Annotated in this window: 16 protein-coding genes; 12 read left to right on the forward strand and 4 right to left on the reverse strand. The window is 57.2% G+C overall.

Features of this window, described 5'->3' with window-relative positions; translation table 11 throughout:
- Positions 1–210: 210 nt before the first annotated feature.
- Both CKW31_RS06930 and CKW31_RS06935 read right to left on the reverse strand, forming a co-directional pair.
- On the reverse strand, positions 211–654 hold the full coding sequence (locus CKW31_RS06930; RefSeq protein ID WP_095093636.1) for a DUF6386 family protein: 444 nt from the start codon (positions 652–654) through the stop codon (positions 211–213).
- A 41-nt stretch (positions 655–695) separates the two neighbouring features.
- Positions 696–1586, reverse strand: coding sequence for a LysR family transcriptional regulator (locus tag CKW31_RS06935; RefSeq protein WP_095093637.1), 891 nt, complete (start codon positions 1584–1586; stop codon positions 696–698).
- Between the two features lie 112 nt (positions 1587–1698).
- On the opposite strand from CKW31_RS06935, the gene CKW31_RS06940 reads away from it, so the two are divergent.
- Both CKW31_RS06940 and CKW31_RS06945 read left to right on the forward strand, forming a co-directional pair.
- Positions 1699–2187 (forward strand): heme-binding protein, encoded by a 489-nt coding sequence (locus tag CKW31_RS06940; protein WP_095093638.1) that lies wholly within the window; start codon positions 1699–1701, stop codon positions 2185–2187.
- A 104-nt stretch (positions 2188–2291) separates the two neighbouring features.
- Positions 2292–3764 (forward strand): MFS transporter, encoded by a 1473-nt coding sequence (locus tag CKW31_RS06945; protein WP_256582507.1) that lies wholly within the window; start codon positions 2292–2294, stop codon positions 3762–3764.
- A 152-nt stretch (positions 3765–3916) separates the two neighbouring features.
- Here the strand turns inward: CKW31_RS06945 and CKW31_RS06950 are convergent, their stop codons facing one another.
- Positions 3917–4861, reverse strand: coding sequence for a GlxA family transcriptional regulator (locus CKW31_RS06950; protein ID WP_095093640.1), 945 nt, complete (start codon positions 4859–4861; stop codon positions 3917–3919).
- A 193-nt stretch (positions 4862–5054) separates the two neighbouring features.
- Here CKW31_RS06950 and CKW31_RS06955 point away from each other — a divergent pair, with 193 nt between their 5' ends.
- The 10 genes from CKW31_RS06955 to CKW31_RS07000 all read left to right on the forward strand — a co-directional run bounded on the left by CKW31_RS06955 (position 5055) and on the right by CKW31_RS07000 (position 16696).
- Positions 5055–5999, forward strand: coding sequence for a choline ABC transporter substrate-binding protein (locus CKW31_RS06955; RefSeq protein WP_095093641.1), 945 nt, complete (start codon positions 5055–5057; stop codon positions 5997–5999).
- 74 nt (positions 6000–6073) lie between these two features.
- Entirely contained in the window at positions 6074–6961 is an 888-nt protein-coding gene (locus CKW31_RS06960; RefSeq protein WP_095093642.1) for a 3-keto-5-aminohexanoate cleavage protein, read from the forward strand.
- A gap of 220 nt (positions 6962–7181) precedes the next feature.
- Complete coding sequence (locus tag CKW31_RS06965; protein ID WP_095093643.1) at positions 7182–8147, forward strand: L-carnitine dehydrogenase; 966 nt, start codon at positions 7182–7184, stop codon at positions 8145–8147.
- 180 nt (positions 8148–8327) lie between these two features.
- Entirely contained in the window at positions 8328–8804 is a 477-nt protein-coding gene (locus tag CKW31_RS06970; RefSeq protein ID WP_095093644.1) for a thioesterase family protein, read from the forward strand.
- 191 nt (positions 8805–8995) lie between these two features.
- Positions 8996–9442 carry a TspO/MBR family protein gene (locus CKW31_RS06975; RefSeq protein ID WP_095093645.1) on the forward strand — a complete coding sequence of 149 codons (447 nt, stop codon included), beginning with the start codon at positions 8996–8998 and terminating at the stop codon, positions 9440–9442.
- Positions 9443–9900: 458 nt separating this feature from the next.
- Complete coding sequence (paoC, locus tag CKW31_RS06980; protein ID WP_095093646.1) at positions 9901–12111, forward strand: aldehyde oxidoreductase molybdenum-binding subunit PaoC; 2211 nt, start codon at positions 9901–9903, stop codon at positions 12109–12111.
- Between the two features lie 38 nt (positions 12112–12149).
- On the forward strand, positions 12150–13064 hold the full coding sequence (locus tag CKW31_RS06985) for a LysR family transcriptional regulator (RefSeq protein WP_095093647.1): 915 nt from the start codon (positions 12150–12152) through the stop codon (positions 13062–13064).
- A 190-nt stretch (positions 13065–13254) separates the two neighbouring features.
- Positions 13255–14193, forward strand: a complete 939-nt coding sequence (locus tag CKW31_RS06990) for an NAD(P)-dependent alcohol dehydrogenase (protein WP_095093648.1) — start codon at positions 13255–13257, stop codon at positions 14191–14193.
- An 8-nt stretch (positions 14194–14201) separates the two neighbouring features.
- Positions 14202–14909 (forward strand): YafY family protein, encoded by a 708-nt coding sequence (locus CKW31_RS06995; RefSeq protein ID WP_095093649.1) that lies wholly within the window; start codon positions 14202–14204, stop codon positions 14907–14909.
- Positions 14910–15376: 467 nt separating this feature from the next.
- A complete protein-coding gene (locus CKW31_RS07000; RefSeq protein WP_095093650.1) occupies positions 15377–16696 on the forward strand; it encodes an ammonium transporter in 1320 nt (439 codons plus the stop codon).
- Positions 16697–17097: 401 nt separating this feature from the next.
- On the opposite strand, the gene CKW31_RS07005 is transcribed toward CKW31_RS07000, so the two are convergent.
- Positions 17098–19443, reverse strand: coding sequence for a DUF1989 domain-containing protein (locus CKW31_RS07005; RefSeq protein WP_095093651.1), 2346 nt, complete (start codon positions 19441–19443; stop codon positions 17098–17100).
- Positions 19444–19446 lie beyond the last annotated feature (3 nt).

Genomic DNA, 19446 nt, shown 5'->3' on the forward strand with positions numbered 1-19446 from the left:
CGCGATTCAGGCGCCTCGGTGCATCAGACATACCGAGTAATCTGCATCGCGGGCAAGCACCGCTCCCACAGGGAATGTGCGAGGCCGTTCGATCGCCTCAATGCCCATGACTCCTGCCCACATGGGAATGCTCCACATCAGCGGTCACCACGCTGCCGCTGACTTGGGGTCGGCTGCCGAGATATAGCCAGACCTGGAGTATCGACAGTTCTATATCCGGACGGGTTCTTTTATGGCGTTCTGTTTTTCCAGCCCCGGGGTAAAGCAGAGTTCTATTACAGAGCCCTCTCTGGCGAACTTCATACTATAGTTCCCCGGGGTGAAGTTTAAGGTTTCTCCTTGCATCACATCAGAGCCATCTGGCTCGAGCTCTCCCCCGGACGTGTCCTCCCCTGCCCCAATAAAAACGTTGCCCGATGGGAAGTATATATTTAATGACCCTGCTTCATTTTCTATGGTGTCCAGAATTTTTATCGTGTAGTTACCGTCTTCTCCCAAACCAAGAAAAACGATGTTACCTTCGTTTATCTCGAGAATCTCGTCCTCCACAATGCTCCACCAGTCAGGGGAGTCTGAAACTCGATGCTTCATGGCATCGATATCAAATATTGAAATTGTTGCAGTGTCGGTGAATATGGAAAACTCTTTTAACATGCTGCGTCTCCTGCGATCCCTGACTATCTTTCATATGGACCTTAGTGTGGATGATTCAGATCTTTGCTCTCAAGGATCTGACTAATCAGATTGCACACAATTGGCAGTTTCTCATGGCGGCGAAACAACGCTCCCACCTCTGAAAATATGGGCGGCCCGGCTATCTCCTTGAAGACAATATTCGGCAATTGGACAGTTTGAACGAGAACGCTGGGGATCACCGCTATACCCATACCCAGTGCCACCTGTGTCAGCACAGCGACCAGACTTCCAGGAACCGAACCAATCTGTGGAGCGAATCTTCCGCGCCTGGCCACTTCGCGCAACCCCAACCCCTGTTCAGGTAGGACAAACAATTCGCTGGCAAGCGCGCTCGGGAGAATGTCATTAACTGTTTTTGCCAGGAAATGGTCAGCGGGCAACGCCAGGCAGAAGCGGTCTCGCGCCAAAATACGGCTGGAGATCGCGTCAGGTAGATCCACTGGCATTCGTACAAAGGCCACATCAATCCGTCCATCCTCAAGCAGTGCGGTGAGCTGCTCTGTAGGGAATTCACGGGTGTTCACCATGACGTCTGGCCACTGATTGCGAAACCGCTGGACTTGGTCCTGGAGTACGCCGAAAAAGGCGGCTGACCCCACGTAGCCGATTTCAACGCGGCCGACCTGACCTCGACCTGCACGTTGACCCACGCTGATAGCTTTCTCGAATTGTTCCAGAGTAGCGCGGGCTTCTCTCAGAAATGCCTCCCCTGCCGGAGTCAAAGCAACGGAACGCTTTGTTCTATTAAAAAGCCGAGCCTCTAACGAGCTCTCTACTTCCTGAATCTGCGCAGTAAGGGTTGGGGCAGAAACGCCCAACTGCTCAGCTGAGCGTGAGAAATGCAGATTTTCCGCAACTGTGACGAAGGAGCGGAGATGGCGAATATCCATGAAAGCTGCACCTGCTATTCAGATTTACTGAATTATAAGACGGTTGAGCTTTGTTGTACTGAATTATCCTGCCTGTTTCAATCGCTGAACTCACCACATCAGGAGTTCACCCATGTTCCGTCTTCCTCACATCGCCACTGCTCTGGTTCTAGCCGAATGCCTTGCATTGATCTCTTTGCCAGCAGCTGCATCAGATTTGCCCACCCAGCCAGTTCTGACCCTTGCCGCAGCTCAACATATCCTCACGGCAGCGCAAACCAAGGCGCAAATGGCCGGGTGGCCTTGTGTTATCGCAGTTGTCGATAATGCGGGTTCGCCTATTCTGCTCGCCCGAATGGACAACGCCGCTGTCCCAGCGGGTGTCGAACTGGCGCCCGGGAAAGCTCGCACTGCCGCTCTGTTCCGTCGTCCCAGCGGCGCATTGGAAGACGCTATCAATGGCCAGAGACCGGCCGCCATCACCGCCCAAGGCTTCGTGCTGATGCGCGGAGGTTTTCCGATCATCGTCCACGGACACACCGTTGGAGCCGTCGGAGTCTCCGCGGACACGCCTCAGCACGATGAAGAAATCGCTCAAGCCGGTCTGGCTGCATTCAAATAACGCTTAATTCAACCAATGCAGTCACCGCCCCGGCTATCCAAAGAGGCTCGCGTTCCATGAGAAAAGAAGCAGCCATACTGGTTGTCGCGTCAGCAGGTTGTGCCATGACCGTTCTTGATACGAACGTCGTGGGCATCGTTTTGCCAACCATTGCCAGAGATCTTCATGCATCGTTTGCAGAGATCGAGTGGGTCATAAGCGCCTACGTGCTCTGCTTTGCTGCCCTCCTCCTTCCGGCTGGCTCCATTGCTGACCGGTACGGTCGACGGCTCGTGTTTCTATTCGGGATAGCACTCTTCGGCGTCGCTTCCCTGGCCTGTGGTCTGGCGCCTTCAGCACCGGGCCTTTATCTCGCAAGAGCGGTACAGGGAGTAGGCGCCGCGTTCCTGCTTGCGCCTGCCCTGGCCATCATCGGACATACTTTCCACGATGAAAAAGCGCGCAGCCATGCATGGGCGATATGGGGTGGCATCATGGGACTCACCATGGTTATCTCGCCGCTGATGGGTGGCGTGATCAGTAGCTCGCTTGGCTGGCGCTGGGCGTTCTATATCAATATCCCGGCCTGTTTGTTGCTGGCGACCGCTGTCGTCATGCGGGTGGATGAGTCTCGTGACCCCACGCCCCGGGTTCTGGATATCCCGGGAATTACGCTCTTCGCCCTGGGCATGTTCAGTGTCACCTGGGCACTCATCAGCGGCCCCAGTCATGGATGGATGAGTAGCCCCGTGCTCCTGAGCATGATCGCAGGCCTGCTATTGTTCACAGTCTTTGTCTGGGTTGAAAAACGTCGCACTTACCCGATGCTTGATCTTGAATTGTTCAAAGCCAGGCCCTTCGTCGGCGCCGTACTCGCGATGCTCGCCTACGCCTCATCTGCTCAGGTCATGGCATCGCTGTTACCGCTTTTTCTACAAAACGGCCGTGGAAACGGCGTACTTGCAGCGGGTATCGCCATGCTGCCCTTTGCCCTCGCGATGCTGATTTTTCCGCAGGTAGGTCGGCGACTTTCGCCTTACCTTGATAGTGCGCGGATCCTGGCACTGGGGCTCTTGATCGTTGCATTGGGTAACCTGATCCTGATGTTCGCTGCCGTTAACCAGGGAGAACTGTTGCTGATTTCCGGTATGGCAGTTCTGGGAACAGGCGGTGGATTGCTCAATGGCGAAACCCAGAAGGCAATCATGGGCACTGTTCCCAGGCATCGGGCGGGAATGGCATCAGGCATCAGCACCACGTCCCGCTTCACCGGTATATTGCTGGGCTTCGCCGGACTGGGAGCGGTGCTGGCCAGCGGCGTGAGATCTGCGATTGAAAGCAGCCTGATGCATTCCGGAGTGTCTGTTGAAAGCGGATTTGCTGAATATGTCATGGCTGGCGACTTCGACCGTGCTGTCGCTATGTACCCCAACGACTTGACTGAAACGCTGAAAAGGCTTGCTCAGCAAGGCTATAGTCAGGGGTTCGCCGGTGCATTCTTGATTGCCGCGATGTTCGCGCTACTCGCCTCTGCTGCGGTGTATGTGCTGATGCGCCGCAATCAAAGCAAGAGCGAGCCATTTATAACGCATGAGTAAAGTTCGATGTCGCACAAGACTCGACTTATCACCGGTTGTAACCTCGCGGTTCACAGCCGACACAGCCTTTGATATTCGAACAGACTTTTGCTTCATGGCAGGCGATGTGTATTGAAAGCCAGGCGCATAATTTTCGCTCGAAGGAACGAGATTCAGATCAGCTCTCGCCTCCGATCCTCCCTCGGGCATTTCGCAAACCGCGCTCGGTAGCTTCGTGTGAAATACGACGGCGATTCAAATCCGCAGGCGATACTCACTTCCAGCACACTAAGACCGCTTTGACGCAGCAGTTGCCGGGCTTTCTCCAGACGCAGGCCCAAATAGAAGTTGCTCGGCGTGTCGTTCAGATGCAAACGAAACAAGCGCTCCAGCTGGCGTCGGGTGACTTTGATCGCCTCGGCCAGCGCCAACGTGCTCAGCGGCGGTTCGGTGTACTGTTCCATCTCGCCGATCACGTGTAGCAGTTTCTTGTTGGTGATGCCGTAGCGCGTGGCGATCTGCATCCGTTGGTGGTCTTTGCGCGGGCGGATGCGACCAAGGACGAATTGTTCAGACACCTGAATCGCCAACTCAGGGCCATGTGCCTGGGCGATCAGGTCGAGCATCAGGTCGATGGACGCGGTGCCCCCAGCGCAGGTGATGCGGCGGCGGTCGATCTCGAATAGCTCCTGGGTCACGGTGAGCCGTGGATAGGACTCTTTAAATGCGTCGATGGCCTCCCAGTGCAGGGTCAGCCGATAGCCTTCGAGCAGGCCGGTTTTGGCAAGCACGCATGCGCCTGTGTCGATGGCGCCAAGGGTCACGCCTTCATGGTCGAGTCGACGCAGCCATTGCTCCAGGGCCGGAGTGACAAACTGCAGCGGTTCAAAGCCTGCTACCACCAGCAAGGTGGTGTCTTTTTCCAGCGGCATCAGCGATGCGTCGGCGTTCACCGACATGCCGTTGCTTGCGTGTACCGCCTCGCCGTCGGCGCTCAAGACGTGCCAGCGGTATAGCTCGCCGCCAAAGCGGTTGGCCACCCGCAGCGGCTCCAGTGCGGAGATAAAGCCGATGGCCGAAAACCCCGGCATCAACAAAAAATAGAAATCCTGGGCCATGGGGCGCTCTCGTCGGACCGGCAGCGTGCTGCTGTGATAATTCCGGTTATGGGCGGATTCAAGGGTGGCAGGTCGCCGTAGTGCAAAAGCCGGTCGCCGCCGTGCGCTTCGTCGCCTGTCAGGCCGCGTAACTTGATCTCACGGCGCACAAAGACGCCGAAACCCATAATAACAATCTGCCCAGGGCCCCACCATGAACCGACTGATCAGCCGTAACGTACTTGCACTCAGCGTCACCACTATTTTGAGCTCCAACGTGATGGCAGCAGATGCCGCATCATGTCAGAACGTGCGCATGGGCGTGGTGAACTGGACCGATGTCATCGCCACCAGCGCCATGACCCAAGTGTTGCTCGACGGCCTCGGCTATAAGACCAAACAGACCAGCGCTTCCCAGCAGATCATCTTCGCGGGCATTCGTGACCAGCGCCTGGACCTGTTCCTGGGTTACTGGAATCCGCTGATGACCCAGACCATCACGCCGTTCGTTGAGGCCAAGACAGTCAAGGTCCTCGAAAAACCAAGCCTGGAAGACGCCCGCGCCACCCTCGCCGTGCCTGATTACCTGGCGGACAAAGGCCTGAAGACCTTTGCTGATATTGCCAGGTTCGAAAAGGAACTGGGCGGCAAGATCTACGGCATCGAGCCTGGTTCAGGCGCCAATACCCAGATCAAGACAATGATCGCTAAAAACCAGTTTGGCCTGGGCAAGTTCCAGCTAGTGGAGTCCAGCGAAGCCGGCATGCTCGCCGCCGTAGACCGCGCGGTGCGCCGCAAGGAAGCCGTGGTGTTTTTCGGCTGGGCGCCGCACCCGATGAACGTCAACTTGAAGATGACGTACCTGAACGGCAGCGACGGCGCTTTGGGCCCGAACGAAGGCATGGCGACCGTGTGGACCGTTACTTCGCCGACTTATGCCGAACAGTGCCCCAACGTGCACAAATTGCTGACCAACCTGACGTTCACTTCCGCGGAAGAGAGCCGGATGATGCAGCCAATCCTGGATCACAAGGATGCCCTGGAGTCCGCCAAGCAGTGGCTCAAGGACAATCCCCAAGACCAGGCGCGCTGGCTGGAAGGCGTCACCACCTTCGACGGCAAACCGGCAGCGGCAAACCTTCAATTGAGCAGTCAATAACCTGATTTGAACTCACGTTTCGCGGTCATCCCCGGCCGCGAACGGCATCTCCACGTCTGTAAGGAGCCAACCCTATGAACCACGACGTCATCATCACCTGCGCACTCACTGGTGCTGGCGACACGACCGCCAGAAGCCCGCACGTACCGGTCACGCCCAAACAAATTGCGGCAGCCGCGGTCGAGGCCGCCAAGGCAGGTGCGACGGTGGTGCACTGCCATGTGCGCGACCCGCATACCGGCAAATTCAGCCGCGACGTGGCGCTGTACCGCGAAGTGATGGAGCGTATCCGGGAGGCCGATATCGACATCATCGTCAACCTCACCGCTGGCATGGGTGGCGATCTGGAGATCGGCGACGGCGAGCGTCCGATGGAGTTTGGCCCCAATACGGACCTGGTGGGCCCGCTGACACGTCTGGCCCATGTCGAGGAACTGCTGCCGGAAATTTGCACCCTCGACTGCGGCACTCTGAACTTTGGTGATGGCGACACTATTTATGTGTCCACCCCGTCGCAACTGCGTGCCGGGGCCGAACGTATCCAGGCGCTGGGCGTGAAGGCTGAGCTGGAAATTTTCGACACCGGCCATCTGTGGTTCGCCAAGCAGATGATCAAGGAAGGATTGCTCGATAAGCCGTTATTCCAACTGTGCCTGGGAATTCCATGGGGCGCCCCGGCCGACACCACCACCATGAAAGCCATGGTCGATAACTTGCCCGCCGACGCGGTGTGGGCCGGTTTTGGCATCGGCCGCATGCAGATGCCGATGGCCGCGCAAGCGGTATTGCTGGGCGGCAACGTGCGAGTCGGTCTGGAAGACAACCTGTGGCTGGACAAGGGCGTGCTCGCTACCAATGGGCAACTGGTGGAACGCGCCAGTGAAATCCTCAGCCGCCTTGGCGCGCGAGTCATGACCCCGGCGGAAGGTCGCATCAAGATGGGCCTCACCAAGCGCGGCTAACGCCTGATGCGCCGCGCCGCGCTGTCGCGCCACAAACACAGGATCTGTTAGAGCTCAGAGCACCACGAGGCAGCGATGGCGTCCCGTCTGATCCACCGCCATCGCCGCCTCGCGGTGCTCATGAGCGCCTACAGGAAAGTAAGCCAAATCAGATACAAGCTAACTCCCATATCCGGGTTGGCTTGTACATCGAATCACCGCACTCTTCAGGAATGTCGCCATGAGCTTTATCACTGAAATCAAAACCTTCGCCGCTCTCGGCAGCGGCGTGATCGGCAGCGGCTGGGTATCCCGCGCCCTCGCCCATGGCCTTGATGTGGTCGCCTGGGATCCCGCTCCCGGGGCCGAAGCGGCGCTGCGCGAACGTGTCGCCAATGCTTGGGGCGCTCTGGAGCAACAGGGTCTGGCACCAGGTGCATCCCAGAGCCGCCTGCGCTTTGCCGCCACTATCGAAGAGTGTGTGAGGGACGCGGACTTCATCCAGGAAAGCGCTCCGGAACGCCTGGAGCTGAAACTGGATCTGCACAGCAAGATCAGCGCGGCGGCCAGACCGAATGTGTTGATTGGTTCAAGTACGTCCGGCCTGCTGCCAAGTGCATTCTACGAAAGCTCGGTGCATCCGGAACGTTGCGTGGTCGGCCACCCATTCAATCCGGTTTACCTGCTGCCGTTGGTGGAAGTGGTGGGCGGCAAGAATACCGCTCCGGCGGCCATTGCGGCGGCTATCAAGGTGTATGAATCCCTCGGCATGCGCCCGCTGCATGTGCGCAAGGAAGTCCCCGGCTTCATCGCCGATCGCTTGCTCGAAGCGCTATGGCGCGAGGCGCTGCACCTGGTCAATGACGGCGTGGCGACCACCGGCGAAATCGATGATGCGATTCGCTTCGGTGCCGGGTTGCGCTGGTCATTCATGGGCACTTTTCTTACCTACACATTGGCGGGTGGCGACGCGGGCATGCGTCACTTCATGGCGCAGTTCGGCCCGGCGTTGCAGTTGCCGTGGACCTACTTGCCAGCGCCGGAGCTGACCGACAAATTGATCGACGATGTGGTCGACGGCACCCGTGATCAGCTGGGTAAACGCAGTATTTCAGAGCTGGAGCGCTACCGTGATGATTGCTTGCTCGCAGTGCTGGAGGCGGTGAAAACGACCAAGACCAGGCATGGCATGACCTTTGTCGAATAACGCTAGGGGCTGGCGGCGGTGAGTTGAGTATCGCCACTGCAATCAAGCCAGCCCCCACAGTTTTGCGCCCCCCCTCCCCGTGGACCCGCTTTGGCCGGGAGGGCGTCGGCACAGTCGTTAAATATCCTTCGCCAGAAATACCGCTCGCCCGGCTAAAGCCGGTTTACAGGAATCTCCCAAATGCCAGCACTGACCACCTATACCACCCAAGTCCAACCCGCCTGGGTCGACTATAACGGGCACCTGCGCGACGCGTACTACCTGCTGATCTTCAGCTACGCCACTGACGGGCTGATGGACGCCTTGGGCCTGGACAGCGATAACCGCGAAGCCAGCGGCCACTCGCTGTTCACACTGGAGCTGCACCTCAATTATCTGCATGAAGTCAAACTCGGCGCCGAAGTTGAGGTGCATACCCAACTGATTGCGTACGACGCCAAGCGCCTGCATCTCTATCACAGCTTGCATCTGGTCGGCGATGAGATGGAGCTGGCTGGCAATGAGCAGATGTTGTCGCACGTAGATCTGGCCGGGCCGCATGCAACAGCGTTTACCGATGCCACACAGGAAAGACTTAACGCCATAAGCGCTGGACAATCCGAGCTGCCGAGGCCTGCCCTCCTCGGCCGAGTCATTGGTTTGCACGCTAATAAATAAACGGCCGCTGCCCGGTTATACGGCCTGTCTGGGAGACGCTCTGATTGGGAGAAACAGCCTGAGCGCAATGGTGTGGAAAACTGGACGTCGCTGATTGTTGAATCCGGGACGGACTTTTTCAGCACATAAGCATCCAATTCCGCGACAGGCACCGCCTTTTCAGATCACATGTCCTCCGTTCAGGAATCACTATGACCTTCTACATTTATCTACTCGCATGCTGTGCTGCCGCCGCAACGGGCATCATCTTCAAACCTGGGGCTTGGTACGAGTCGCTTCAAAAGCCAGGCTTTACCCCACCGAACTGGGCCTTCCCGGTGGCGTGGACGACGATCTATCTGCTGCTCGCATGGGCAGGTTACCGTTTGACCCTGATCCCTGGCAGCGAGATCGTGCTCGCGCTGTGGGCTGCACAAATAGCGCTGAATACGTTGTGGACACCGGTATTCTTCGGCGCGCACCGCATCGCCATTGCGATGGTGGTCCTCGCGCTGCTTTGGGTGGTAGTCGCTACCATGGTCGTGATGTCTTTCCAACTGGACATCGTTACGGGCCTGATTTTATTGCCCTATCTGGCGTGGCTCTCGGTGGCGGCTGCACTGAATTTTTCTATTCTTCGGCACAATCGCCAACGTTAACGTTGTGCTCACGTTCGCCAAAGAGCCCCGGTAGCCTGCAAAGCTACCGGGGCTCTTTGTTTCAGCAAGGCTAAAAACGACGGGCCAACTCGCTGGTAATTAAAACGATACGTCACATTCGTAATGTTTTCCTGAACCATTACCTATGTCATCGCGAGCAAGCTCACTCCTACAGATGAATGCGGTTTTCTGTACGAGTGAGCTTGCTCGCAATAAAAGGCAACAATTGGAGTTCCCATTCGTATGCATGAGTGAACAGGGATGAGGAGCCTCACGGCACACTACTGAGCCCCGCTCATGGCTTCATGTTGAAAACCCCGGTTATCAGCAAGCGCCCGGTGCCATAGGCTCCGACTACGAGAAGTCCAGTAACACTGTCTTTTCATCCGGTGCGCTGGTGAATATTGCCTTGCCAAGAGGCATGAAGGCGGTCGGTCGATTGAAAAGGAGCAAGCCCCATGAAGTTTGATACGCCTGCAAGCACCAACCCAATCGATCAGATGAAAGTGATTGGTCAGCCCGAAGATCGTGTTGAAGGCAAACTTAAAACAACCGGCACGGCGACCTATGCTTACGAACAGCAGGCCACTGTCAGCGCGCCCGCCTACGGCTATGTATTAGGTGCATCCATTGGCAAAGGCCGGATCTCCTCAATTGACTCGAGCGAAGCACGCCAGGCCAGCGGCGTTATTGCAATCGTCACGTATGAAAATGCCGGGCATTTGGACAGAGGCGAATTTTACGTGGATCGCGCACTTGCCGGCCCTGAGGTGGACCACTATCACCAGGCGGTAGCAATCGTCGTCGCGCAGACGTTCGAACAGGCCCGGGCCGCTTCTGCTTTGCTTCGCGTCCATTACGTCAAGGAGTCTGGTGCCTATGACCTTGCCGCGCAGCGAGAGTCAGCAACAACACCTGCACCGGGCGCGTTTGGCCCGCCTCCACACACGGCGATCGGGGATTTCGAAGGCGCATTCAAGCAAGCAGCTTTCACCCTCGACGGTCATTACACCACCCCGGATCATGCCCACGCGATGATGGAACCCCACGCTACCATTGCTCAGTGGCAAGGAGACAAGCTGACGCTATGGACGTCTATTCAACAAATGAACTGGGGTGTCAGAGATCTGGCCAAAACACTGGGTATTTCCAAAGACAACATTCATTTGATCTCGCCTTACATTGGCGGCGGTTTTGGCGGAAAAGGCACCATTCTGTGTGACGCTGTGTTGGCGTCTCTTGCGGCCAAAGAAGCCGGGCGGCCGGTCAAAGTAGCGCTTCCCCGCCCGCTGATGTTCAACAACCTGACCCACCGACCCGCAACGATTCAGCGAATACGGCTGGGTGCCAATCCGGACGGCAAACTCACCGCCATCGGCCATGAGAGTTGGTCCGGCAATCTGCGCGGTGGTCGTACTGAAGCCGCCACCGCATCGACCCGGACATTGTATGCGGGCGCGAACCGTATGACCCGTTTGTACCTGGCCAAACTCGACCTTGCTGAAGGTAGCGCCATGCGAGCGCCCGGTGAGGCGCCTGGCATGATGGCGCTGGAAATTGCCATGGACGAAATGGCTGAGAAAGTGGGCATGGACCCTGTGAAGTTTCGCGTCATCAACGACACCCAGGTAGACCCGGAGCAGCCTGATCGCCCGTTTTCTCAGCGCCAGTTAGTCGAATGTCTGAATACGGGAGCTGATCGTTTTGGCTGGGCTCAACGCAACCCCCTTCCCGGCAAGGAACTGCATGACGGCTGGTGGACCGGCATCGGCATGGCCTCTGCGATTCGAGGCGCACCTACAACGAAATCTGCTGCTCGCGTCCGGCTGGATCGCGATGGCATCGTCACCGTTGAAACCGACATGACAGACATCGGAACCGGCTCTTACACCATCATTGCCCAGACCGCTGCGGAAATGATGGGTGTAGGCATGGATAAGGTTAACGTGCATCTAGGGGATTCACGTTTCCCTGAGTCTTCCGGATCAGGCGGCCAATGGGGCGCAGCTTCATCTACAGCAGGCGTGTACGCCGCCTGCGTAAAGTTGCGGGAAACCATCGCTACGAGGTTTGGCATGGACCCAGCAAAAGCGGAATTTATCGATGGCCAGATTCGTGATGGTTTAAACAGCGCGCCATTGGCACAAGCGGCACTGGACGGTGATGTAGTGGCCGAAGACATCATGGAGTTCGGCGACTTGGCAAAGCAGTATGCCCAGCAAACCTTTGGCGCTCACTTTGTCGAAGTTGGCGTCAACGCGGCCACAGGAGAAATTCGTATCCGCCGCCAGTTGGCGGTCTGTGCAGCAGGACGGATACTCAACCCCAAAACAGCCCGCAGTCAGATCATCGGCGGGATGACCATGGGCGCAGGTGCAGCGCTAATGGAAGAAATGATTGTGGATCATCGCCTGGGATTTTTTGTTAATCACGATCTGGCCAGCTACGAAGTACCAGTGCATGCCGACATCCCGCATCAGGAAGTCATTTTCCTGGATGAAGTAGACCGCTATGCAACACCTCTCAAGGCCAAAGGTGTCGGCGAGCTTGGTATTTCCGGAGCAGCAGCGGCCATTGCCAACGCTGTTTATAACGCTACCGGCATCAGGGTTCGCGATTATCCCATTACGCTCGATAAGCTCATCGACCATTTGCCCGCGCTGGGCTGACCTTCCCTTATTCAATTCACTTGGCTTCGGAGTCATCCATGCAGCTCAGCCGCACGAACCTGGCAGATATTGTTTATTTCCTCGCCATCGCTCGGCATCAGAGCTTCAGAAAGGCAGGTCTGGAGGTCGGCATCAGTGCGTCAGCGCTGAGCCATGCCATGAAGGGGCTTGAAACACGGCTTGGTGTTCGACTTCTCAATCGCACAACCCGAAGCGTGACGCTCACGGCTGCGGGCGAAGAGTTGCAGGGCCTCATCAGCACTCCCGTAGATGATATCGGGCAAGCGCTTGAGTCCCTGAATCGGCTGCGTGATGAGCCCGCCGGGCGTATTCGCTTGAACGTCCTGAGCGACGGCGCAAAATTGCTGTTGGGCCCCGCTCTTCCGGTTTTTGTTGACCGCTATCCGAACATTGAGGTCGACCTGACCGTCACCAATCGGATGGTCGACATCATCGGCGACGGGCATGACGCAGGCATTCGTTTTGGTGGGACGGTTCCCGCAGACATGATTGCTCAACGCCTGTCTCCCGATGTGGCATGGGCAGTCGTTGCATCGCCTGACTACCTTGCGCGATTCGGTACCCCGAAACAGCCTGAGGATCTATACCAACATCGTTGTTTACGCGTGCGTCTGGGTAACGCACGCATCTACCACTGGCAATTCTCGAAAGAGGGTCAACAGATGGAGATTGACGCGCCCGGCGCCATAACCATCGATGAAACCCGCGTTGGTGTAGCAATGACGATGCGCGGCGCCGGTTTGATGTATGTTCCCGCGTCTGTCGTCGAACGACAGATCGCCGAAGGCTCGCTGCAGCGAGTCCTGGAGGACTGGACTCACTACGACCCAGGTTTTCACATCTACTACTCCAGCTTCAGGCAGGTTCCCGTGGGCCTTCGCCTGCTCATTGATCTCATCCGCGAGCTTGAGCCTTTGGGCCCGCTTCCATAGCGAACCTGGCTCGCCTGCAACCAGATGAAGATTTCGCCAACTCCTGTTACCGCAAGATTTCTGAATGGCACGCCCATCAGATTGCGCCCTGTACACGGCCCATTTGAATGGTGACAGAAACTGTCCACATACACCGTTAGATTTGACTCCGAAGCTGGCTCACCTACTTGATGAGGTTTGGAGACGTATCATGAAACGCATTCAATATCACACCTACGGCGGGCCGGATGTTATGCGGGTCGAAGATTTTGACCTGCTTCCCCCTGGCGAAGCCGAAGTGGCGGTCAGAGTCAGATTTGCTGCGATCAATCCGATTGACTGGAAGCTGCGTAGCGGGCAAATGAAAATCGTCACCGGTAATAAATTCCCTAGAACAATGGGGATGGATTTTTCTGGCACAGTTTTATCGGTCGGCCCAGGTGTCAAGCGTTTGAAGGTGGGCGATGCGGTTTTTGGATTAGCCCGATTCAAAGAAAGCGGCGCGTTTGCCGAGGCTGTTATCACCAAAGAAGCATTTCTAACCCAAAAGCCCGATGAAGTTTCATTCCAGGACGCCGCGTGCCTCGGCACGCCAGGTATAACCGCATGGAATGGACTCATCGACAAGGCGAAGTTGCACGCCGGCCAGCATGTATTCATCAATGGTTGTGCCGGCGCCGTCGGCGAGGCCGCTGTGCAAATAGCAATGATGCATGGCGCTGTCGTCTCAGGCAGTTGCAGCGCCAAGGACATCCAAAGGGCACAAACACTCGGTGTGCAAACCGTGTATGACTATCGCACTACACAGTTATCCAGTATCACCGCCCGATTCGATATCGTTTACGACACGGCGGCGACGCTTTCGATTTCCACAGGCGTTGCAATGCTGCGCGCGGGAGGCGTGTTTCTGGATCTGAACCCTGGCCCCTGGAAGTTTGTTCGCGCGATCTTTGACCGCCGTCTCAAGCCCGTCATCGGGTCGCCACGCGCAGACATTCTGGATAAGCTCGCCAAAGCTGCCAGTGCAGGAAGCTTCAGAATCCCTGTAGGCAAAACTGTTGCTCTGCACGATGCCATTCAACTGATCGGGGATATCGAAAACGGTCGAAAACCTGGCGGTAAGGCTGTCATTGAGATGGGAGATGCATAGGGGGAGCTATGGCCAGAAGTGATCGATTGTTTGAGCTGATGCAAGTGCTTCGGCGTCATCGCAGAACGGTATCGGGACGAATACTCGCTCAAGAATTGGGAGTATCCCTTCGCACCATACGCCGCGATGTTCTGACATTGCAGGGTATGGGGGCGGACATTGATGGTGAACCCGGCCTGGGCTACGTGCTCAAGCCGGGTTTTCTTCTGCCTCCACTCTCATTTACTGAGGAAGAAATACAGGCACTGGTGACCGGCGCTTTATGGGTCAGTCGTCATACCGATGACAAGTTTGCTTTTGCGGTCAAAAACGCATTGGCCAAGATTAACGCCGTACTTGCGCCGGATATGCGACCGGCCTTCGAGGATGAAACGTTCTACGTAAGCAGCCCCACGCTACATTTCGCACCAATCGATTTAAGCGAGATTCGCCGCTCCCTGCGCAACCAGTGCAAGCTACGTATCACGCTATCGATCAATCATGGGCCAATGGAAGACCAGGTTATCTGGCCAATCATGTTGGGGTTTATCGAAAATCGGCATTCTGTGGCAGCCTGGTGCGAGGCTGACGCCAGGTTTCGCATGATAGACCTGGATAATGTGGCAAACGTTGAAGTGCTTGAAGAACGTTACTCCCGTAATCGTCGCCAAATGATCAAGGAATGGCGCGCCCTGAATATTTTGCCTTGCAACAGCCGTGGTGAGACCTGCGAATAGTAATCGGCTCACGGTGTTTATTCGTATACGCCAGTTTTGGCAGCGTAAGACATGGTTATTACGCAGCCGATATTCCTGGATAAATCGCAACGCGTTGGCGAACGTTCAACACTCATGCACGTCTTGGCAATACCCCATAATGCATATAGCCATAAAGGCGCTCGCCTCGTGAAAGTGTGCATTAACAGTGCATATTTCCAGTCCCCACATTTGCTCTTATTGGCAAACAGCGCCCACCACAAACGAAAAACCTCCCCACAGCAGGCAAACGGGTAGTTCCGTTCATTAACGGCCGCCCACCCCACCGGCAAGGGCGAAAATGGCAAGCAAATTGCTATTCCTTACAGGAAACTAAATTACCCAAAGGGAATGACGCGTTTCACCCTGAGGCGTAAATCCAAGCGCTGAAGCACTTTGCCCCGCAGAGTCGTGACAGCGAAATTCCTGACCTCTGGAGATACTCAGCCATGATCCGCCTTACTCGTACAGGCCGCGCCCTCTGCGGCCTCTTTCTTGTTGTGGCTTGCTCTTCAGGGTATGCCGATGAAACTGCGCCGGTGATCAACACGGGCGACACAGCGTTTGTTGCACTGTGTTCGCTGGTCGTCTTATTGATGACATTACCCGGCCTCGCGCTGTTCTACGGCGGTATGGCAAGAACCAAGAATGTCCTCTCGGTGATGATGCAAGTGTTCTGCACGGCGGCCTTGATGTCGGTCATATTTGCCGTGTATGGCTACAGTCTGGTATTCGGAGACGGTGGCTCGTTGAATGCAATCATTGGCAACTTCGACAAGTTGTTTTTGCAGGGTGTGACCATCCATACGGTGGTGGGCACTATTCCAGAATATCTGTACTTCCTGTTCATGTTGCTGTTTGCCGCCATTACCCCTGCAATTATTGTCGGTGCGTTTGCCGAGCGCATGAAGTTTGCGGCAGTCATGGTGTTCATGGCGGTGTGGATCACCATTAATTACATCCCTATGGCACACATGGCATGGGGCGGCGGCTGGGTATTCAGTCTGGGCGTGCAGGATTTCGCCGGCGGCAACGTGGTGCACCTCAACGTCGGTATTGCCTCGCTGGTCGGTGCCTGGCTGATTGGCCGGAGACGCGGTTTTGGAACCTCGGCGCTCGCACCGCACAACATGACGATGACCATGACCGGCGGTTCGCTGTTGTGGGTTGGCTGGCTGGGTTTCTGCGGTGGTTGCGTGCTGGCGGTTAACGGTTTCGCCATGCTGGTGATGGTCAACACTATGCTGGCCAGCTGTGCCGGTGCGCTGGGCTGGATGGTCGTGGAATGGAAACACCGCGGCCGGCCAAGTCTGTTCGGTGCGGTATCGGGCTCTATCGCGGGTCTGGTGGCAATTACCCCGGCATGCGGTTTCGTCGGGCCCATGGGCGCCATTGTCCTGGGCTTTATCGCAGGCCCGCTGTGCGTCTGGTCAGTGGAAAAACTCAAGCCGATGCTGGGCCTGGACGACGCGTTCGATGTATTTGGCGTGCATGGTGTCGCCGGTATTCTGGGTGGGCTTCTGACGCCCGTCTTCGCCATGACAGCGTTGGGCGGTCAAGGGTTTGCTGAAGGTCGCGATCTCATCAGTCAGTTGATGGTCAATGGCGGCGCGTTGCTGTTCAGCATCGTGTTTTCGGCAGTGAGCAGCCTGGTGGCATTCAAGATCGCGGCGATGCTGTGCGGTGGCTTGCGCGTCGATGAAGATGCCGAGGTGGATGGTCTGGATCTGGCCGCCCACGGCGAGGTCGGTTACAAATACTCGAACTGAGTTTCAGGATTATTCGGGGTTGATCGTCGGGCTGAAGGTGTTCAGCCCGGCTGCAGATTTGCGCAAACCAAATCCACCGCAATCTTGTAGGACTGGCTTTAGCCGGGAGGACGTCGGGGCATTCACTAAACCCTGTTCAGCAGAAATACCGCCCTCCCGGCTAAAGCCGGTCCTACGCAGTTGCTGGCAAACATAGAATCTCCCACGCGGTATGCGCAAACCTCAAGTCCACCGTGCCCCTTGTGGGACTGGATTCATCCGGGAAGACGGCATTTCTGACGATGAAGAAGCTATGGCTCTGAGGGGGATGCAGCTACACGCCCCCTCCTTTTCAATCAAATGAAAAAAAGCGCCAGTGCAAGATACATCCTGCAGTGGCGCCTTTTAACGCTGGAAAGATTTCAGCTACGAACCCGCAGCTTGTCTGGATCGTACGCCACGGTACTGGCCGCTACCTGCGCGCGAATGCGCTTTTGCTGGCCATCAAGCTTACCGACCTCCACCGTCGTGCCCGGTTCGCAGTACGCAACGTCCAGTCGGCACAAGGCAATGTTGCGCCCAAGCACCGCAGAGCGCGTCGCGCTGGTGATAACGCCGACTTGTGCGCGTCCCACCCGCACGCAATCGCCATGCGCCGCCACTTCATTGCCTTCCAGCACGAGCCCCACCAGCTTATGCCGAGGCTGGGCACTACGCCGCAACAGCGCTTCACGGCCGATGAAGTCAGCGGTTTTACTCTTGAGGGGCACGCAAAATCCAATCCCGGCTTCAAACGGATCCGTCTGGTCGTCGAACTCGTAACCGGCAAACACCAGTCCGGCTTCGATGCGAAGCATGTCCAGAGCCTCAAGCCCCAGTGGCACCAGCCCCAAGGGTTCGCCGAGCGCCCAGAGCCGTTCCCAGACTTGCATCGCGTGATCGGGATGGCACCAGATTTCAAAACCCAGTTCGCCGGTGTAACCGGTGCGCGAAACCATCAGCGCCGGGCCGTTATGGCCATCAAGACGACCAGTGAGAAAGCGGAACCAGCCAAGCTCCGCCATTGCTGGCTGGGTGCCTGGGGTCCAGATCATCTGCTTGAGCAGTTCGCGGCTCAACGGGCCTTGTACGGCGACGTTACTGATCTGTTCGGAAGCGCTCTTGATCCACACTTTCATCCCGAGCTTTTCGGCCTGCTCACGCATCCACACACCGGCGTGGTCTTCACCGCCAATCCAGCGAAACGCATCCTGGCCCAGGCGCAGCAAGGTGCCGTCATCGAGCATACCGCCATGTTCGTAACACATCGCCGAATAGACTACCTGTCCGATGGCGAGTTTGCGCACATCGCGGGTCAGGCAGTAATCGAGCAAGGCTTCCGCATCGGGCCCAAGCACTTCGAATTTGCGCAATGCCGACAGGTCCATCACCGCCACCCGTTCACGGCAGCCGTGGTATTCATCAAGGGCGCCGTAGCCATCAAAGCGGCTTGGGGTCCAGAAGCCACGATAGTCGATGAACTGTCGGGTCAGGCTTGAAGTGCCCGCATGAAAACCGCTTTCGCGGGTCAGCACCGGGTCGGCGTCAGCAGTCTGTCGGGTAGTCATGGCGATACTGAAACGCTCCTTTTCGGAATACACGCGAACGTGGATATCGGTGGGTTGCCAGCCATTGGCCGGGTCGATGTCATCCGGGCAACTGCTGCTGGCGCAGAGGAGATCCGTCATGGCCTTGAGTAACACGTAATCACCGGGACGAGACCATGGCTCATCGAGAGTCAGGTGCTGATGGGCATCGATACCGGTATTGAAAAAGAAATTGATCGCAGGCCACCCCGCCCGCCCCTGTACCCCATGCGCGGCAAGTACACGGCTGATGTTATCGCTGCAGTTTTCGTGGCCGAAGTAGCCCTGGGATTCGTAATAGCGTGCGGTGCAGGCCAAGGCAAACGTGTCATGGCGGCCGACCGTGTCACGGACCACTTCCAGCATTGGCTGCAGGTTGCGGTCGAAGAAACGGCTGAACAGGCCTGGTCCCGGATAGGCACTTCCGTTGAGGGTACGTGTGACCGTGGGGTCCAGATCGATTTCGCGCCCGGTATCCAGGCCTCGCTGATCGAAGGCGACAAAGTCCGAGCATTGGCGTCCGGCGACGTCAATCACCTGAATGAACTGTCCCGCGGCCACTCGATAATCCCGCGCGGTGCCGGGCGTGATGGTGAACTCGTCGATGACTTCACCCAAAGGCGCTGGCAGCGGTGGCACCCATAATGCTGTCGGATTGGCCCGCTCAATGATCAGGCGCAACTCGCTGGCCCTGTCCTGCCCATCCACAGGTGTACGCCCGCCGGGTGCGGCGACTACCACCAACAGATCGGCACTGGCGGTCATGGCGCGGCTGAAGCCTGCCGGTGTGGCGCTCGGCCAGAGGCTGCACGCTTCGCCGAGATGGCGGCAATCCACGCCGCGCTGCGTCAGGCCCGCCGCAACATGCTGCGCTTCACGGTTTGCCTGGCCAAGGCTCTCGCCGATAAAGCGTGCACCGGAAGTACGTTGCAACCCCAGTGCTGAAAGCGCCTCGCGGCCGTCGACCAGAAAGGCCAGCAATTCAGCGGGCTGGTCCCCCTCCAGATCGATGACCTGCAAGCGATCGCCGGCCTGCAAGGCAATTACCGTCAATCCACCCGGCGCAACCCGATGGCGTTCATAACCGGGGGTGCGGGCAAACAAGGCCGGCTCCAGAGGCCGGCTTGTGACAGGAAGATTCATGGC

Origin of the sequence: Pseudomonas sp. Irchel 3A5 (assembly GCF_900187575.1) — a bacterium.
Classification (GTDB): Bacteria; Pseudomonadota; Gammaproteobacteria; order Pseudomonadales; family Pseudomonadaceae; genus Aquipseudomonas; species Aquipseudomonas folii.

Coding starts and splice junctions, on each gene's coding strand:
- CKW31_RS06930 (WP_095093636.1), bottom strand. CDS start 654: ATGTTAAAAGAGTTTTCCATATTCACCGACACTGCAACAATTTCAATA.
- CKW31_RS06935 (WP_095093637.1), bottom strand. CDS start 1,586: ATGGATATTCGCCATCTCCGCTCCTTCGTCACAGTTGCGGAAAATCTG.
- CKW31_RS06940 (WP_095093638.1), top strand. CDS start 1,699: ATGTTCCGTCTTCCTCACATCGCCACTGCTCTGGTTCTAGCCGAATGC.
- CKW31_RS06945 (WP_256582507.1), top strand. CDS start 2,292: ATGACCGTTCTTGATACGAACGTCGTGGGCATCGTTTTGCCAACCATT.
- CKW31_RS06950 (WP_095093640.1), bottom strand. CDS start 4,861: ATGGCCCAGGATTTCTATTTTTTGTTGATGCCGGGGTTTTCGGCCATC.
- CKW31_RS06955 (WP_095093641.1), top strand. CDS start 5,055: ATGAACCGACTGATCAGCCGTAACGTACTTGCACTCAGCGTCACCACT.
- CKW31_RS06960 (WP_095093642.1), top strand. CDS start 6,074: ATGAACCACGACGTCATCATCACCTGCGCACTCACTGGTGCTGGCGAC.
- CKW31_RS06965 (WP_095093643.1), top strand. CDS start 7,182: ATGAGCTTTATCACTGAAATCAAAACCTTCGCCGCTCTCGGCAGCGGC.
- CKW31_RS06970 (WP_095093644.1), top strand. CDS start 8,328: ATGCCAGCACTGACCACCTATACCACCCAAGTCCAACCCGCCTGGGTC.
- CKW31_RS06975 (WP_095093645.1), top strand. CDS start 8,996: ATGACCTTCTACATTTATCTACTCGCATGCTGTGCTGCCGCCGCAACG.
- paoC (WP_095093646.1), top strand. CDS start 9,901: ATGAAGTTTGATACGCCTGCAAGCACCAACCCAATCGATCAGATGAAA.
- CKW31_RS06985 (WP_095093647.1), top strand. CDS start 12,150: ATGCAGCTCAGCCGCACGAACCTGGCAGATATTGTTTATTTCCTCGCC.
- CKW31_RS06990 (WP_095093648.1), top strand. CDS start 13,255: ATGAAACGCATTCAATATCACACCTACGGCGGGCCGGATGTTATGCGG.
- CKW31_RS06995 (WP_095093649.1), top strand. CDS start 14,202: ATGGCCAGAAGTGATCGATTGTTTGAGCTGATGCAAGTGCTTCGGCGT.
- CKW31_RS07000 (WP_095093650.1), top strand. CDS start 15,377: ATGATCCGCCTTACTCGTACAGGCCGCGCCCTCTGCGGCCTCTTTCTT.
- CKW31_RS07005 (WP_095093651.1), bottom strand. CDS start 19,443: ATGAATCTTCCTGTCACAAGCCGGCCTCTGGAGCCGGCCTTGTTTGCC.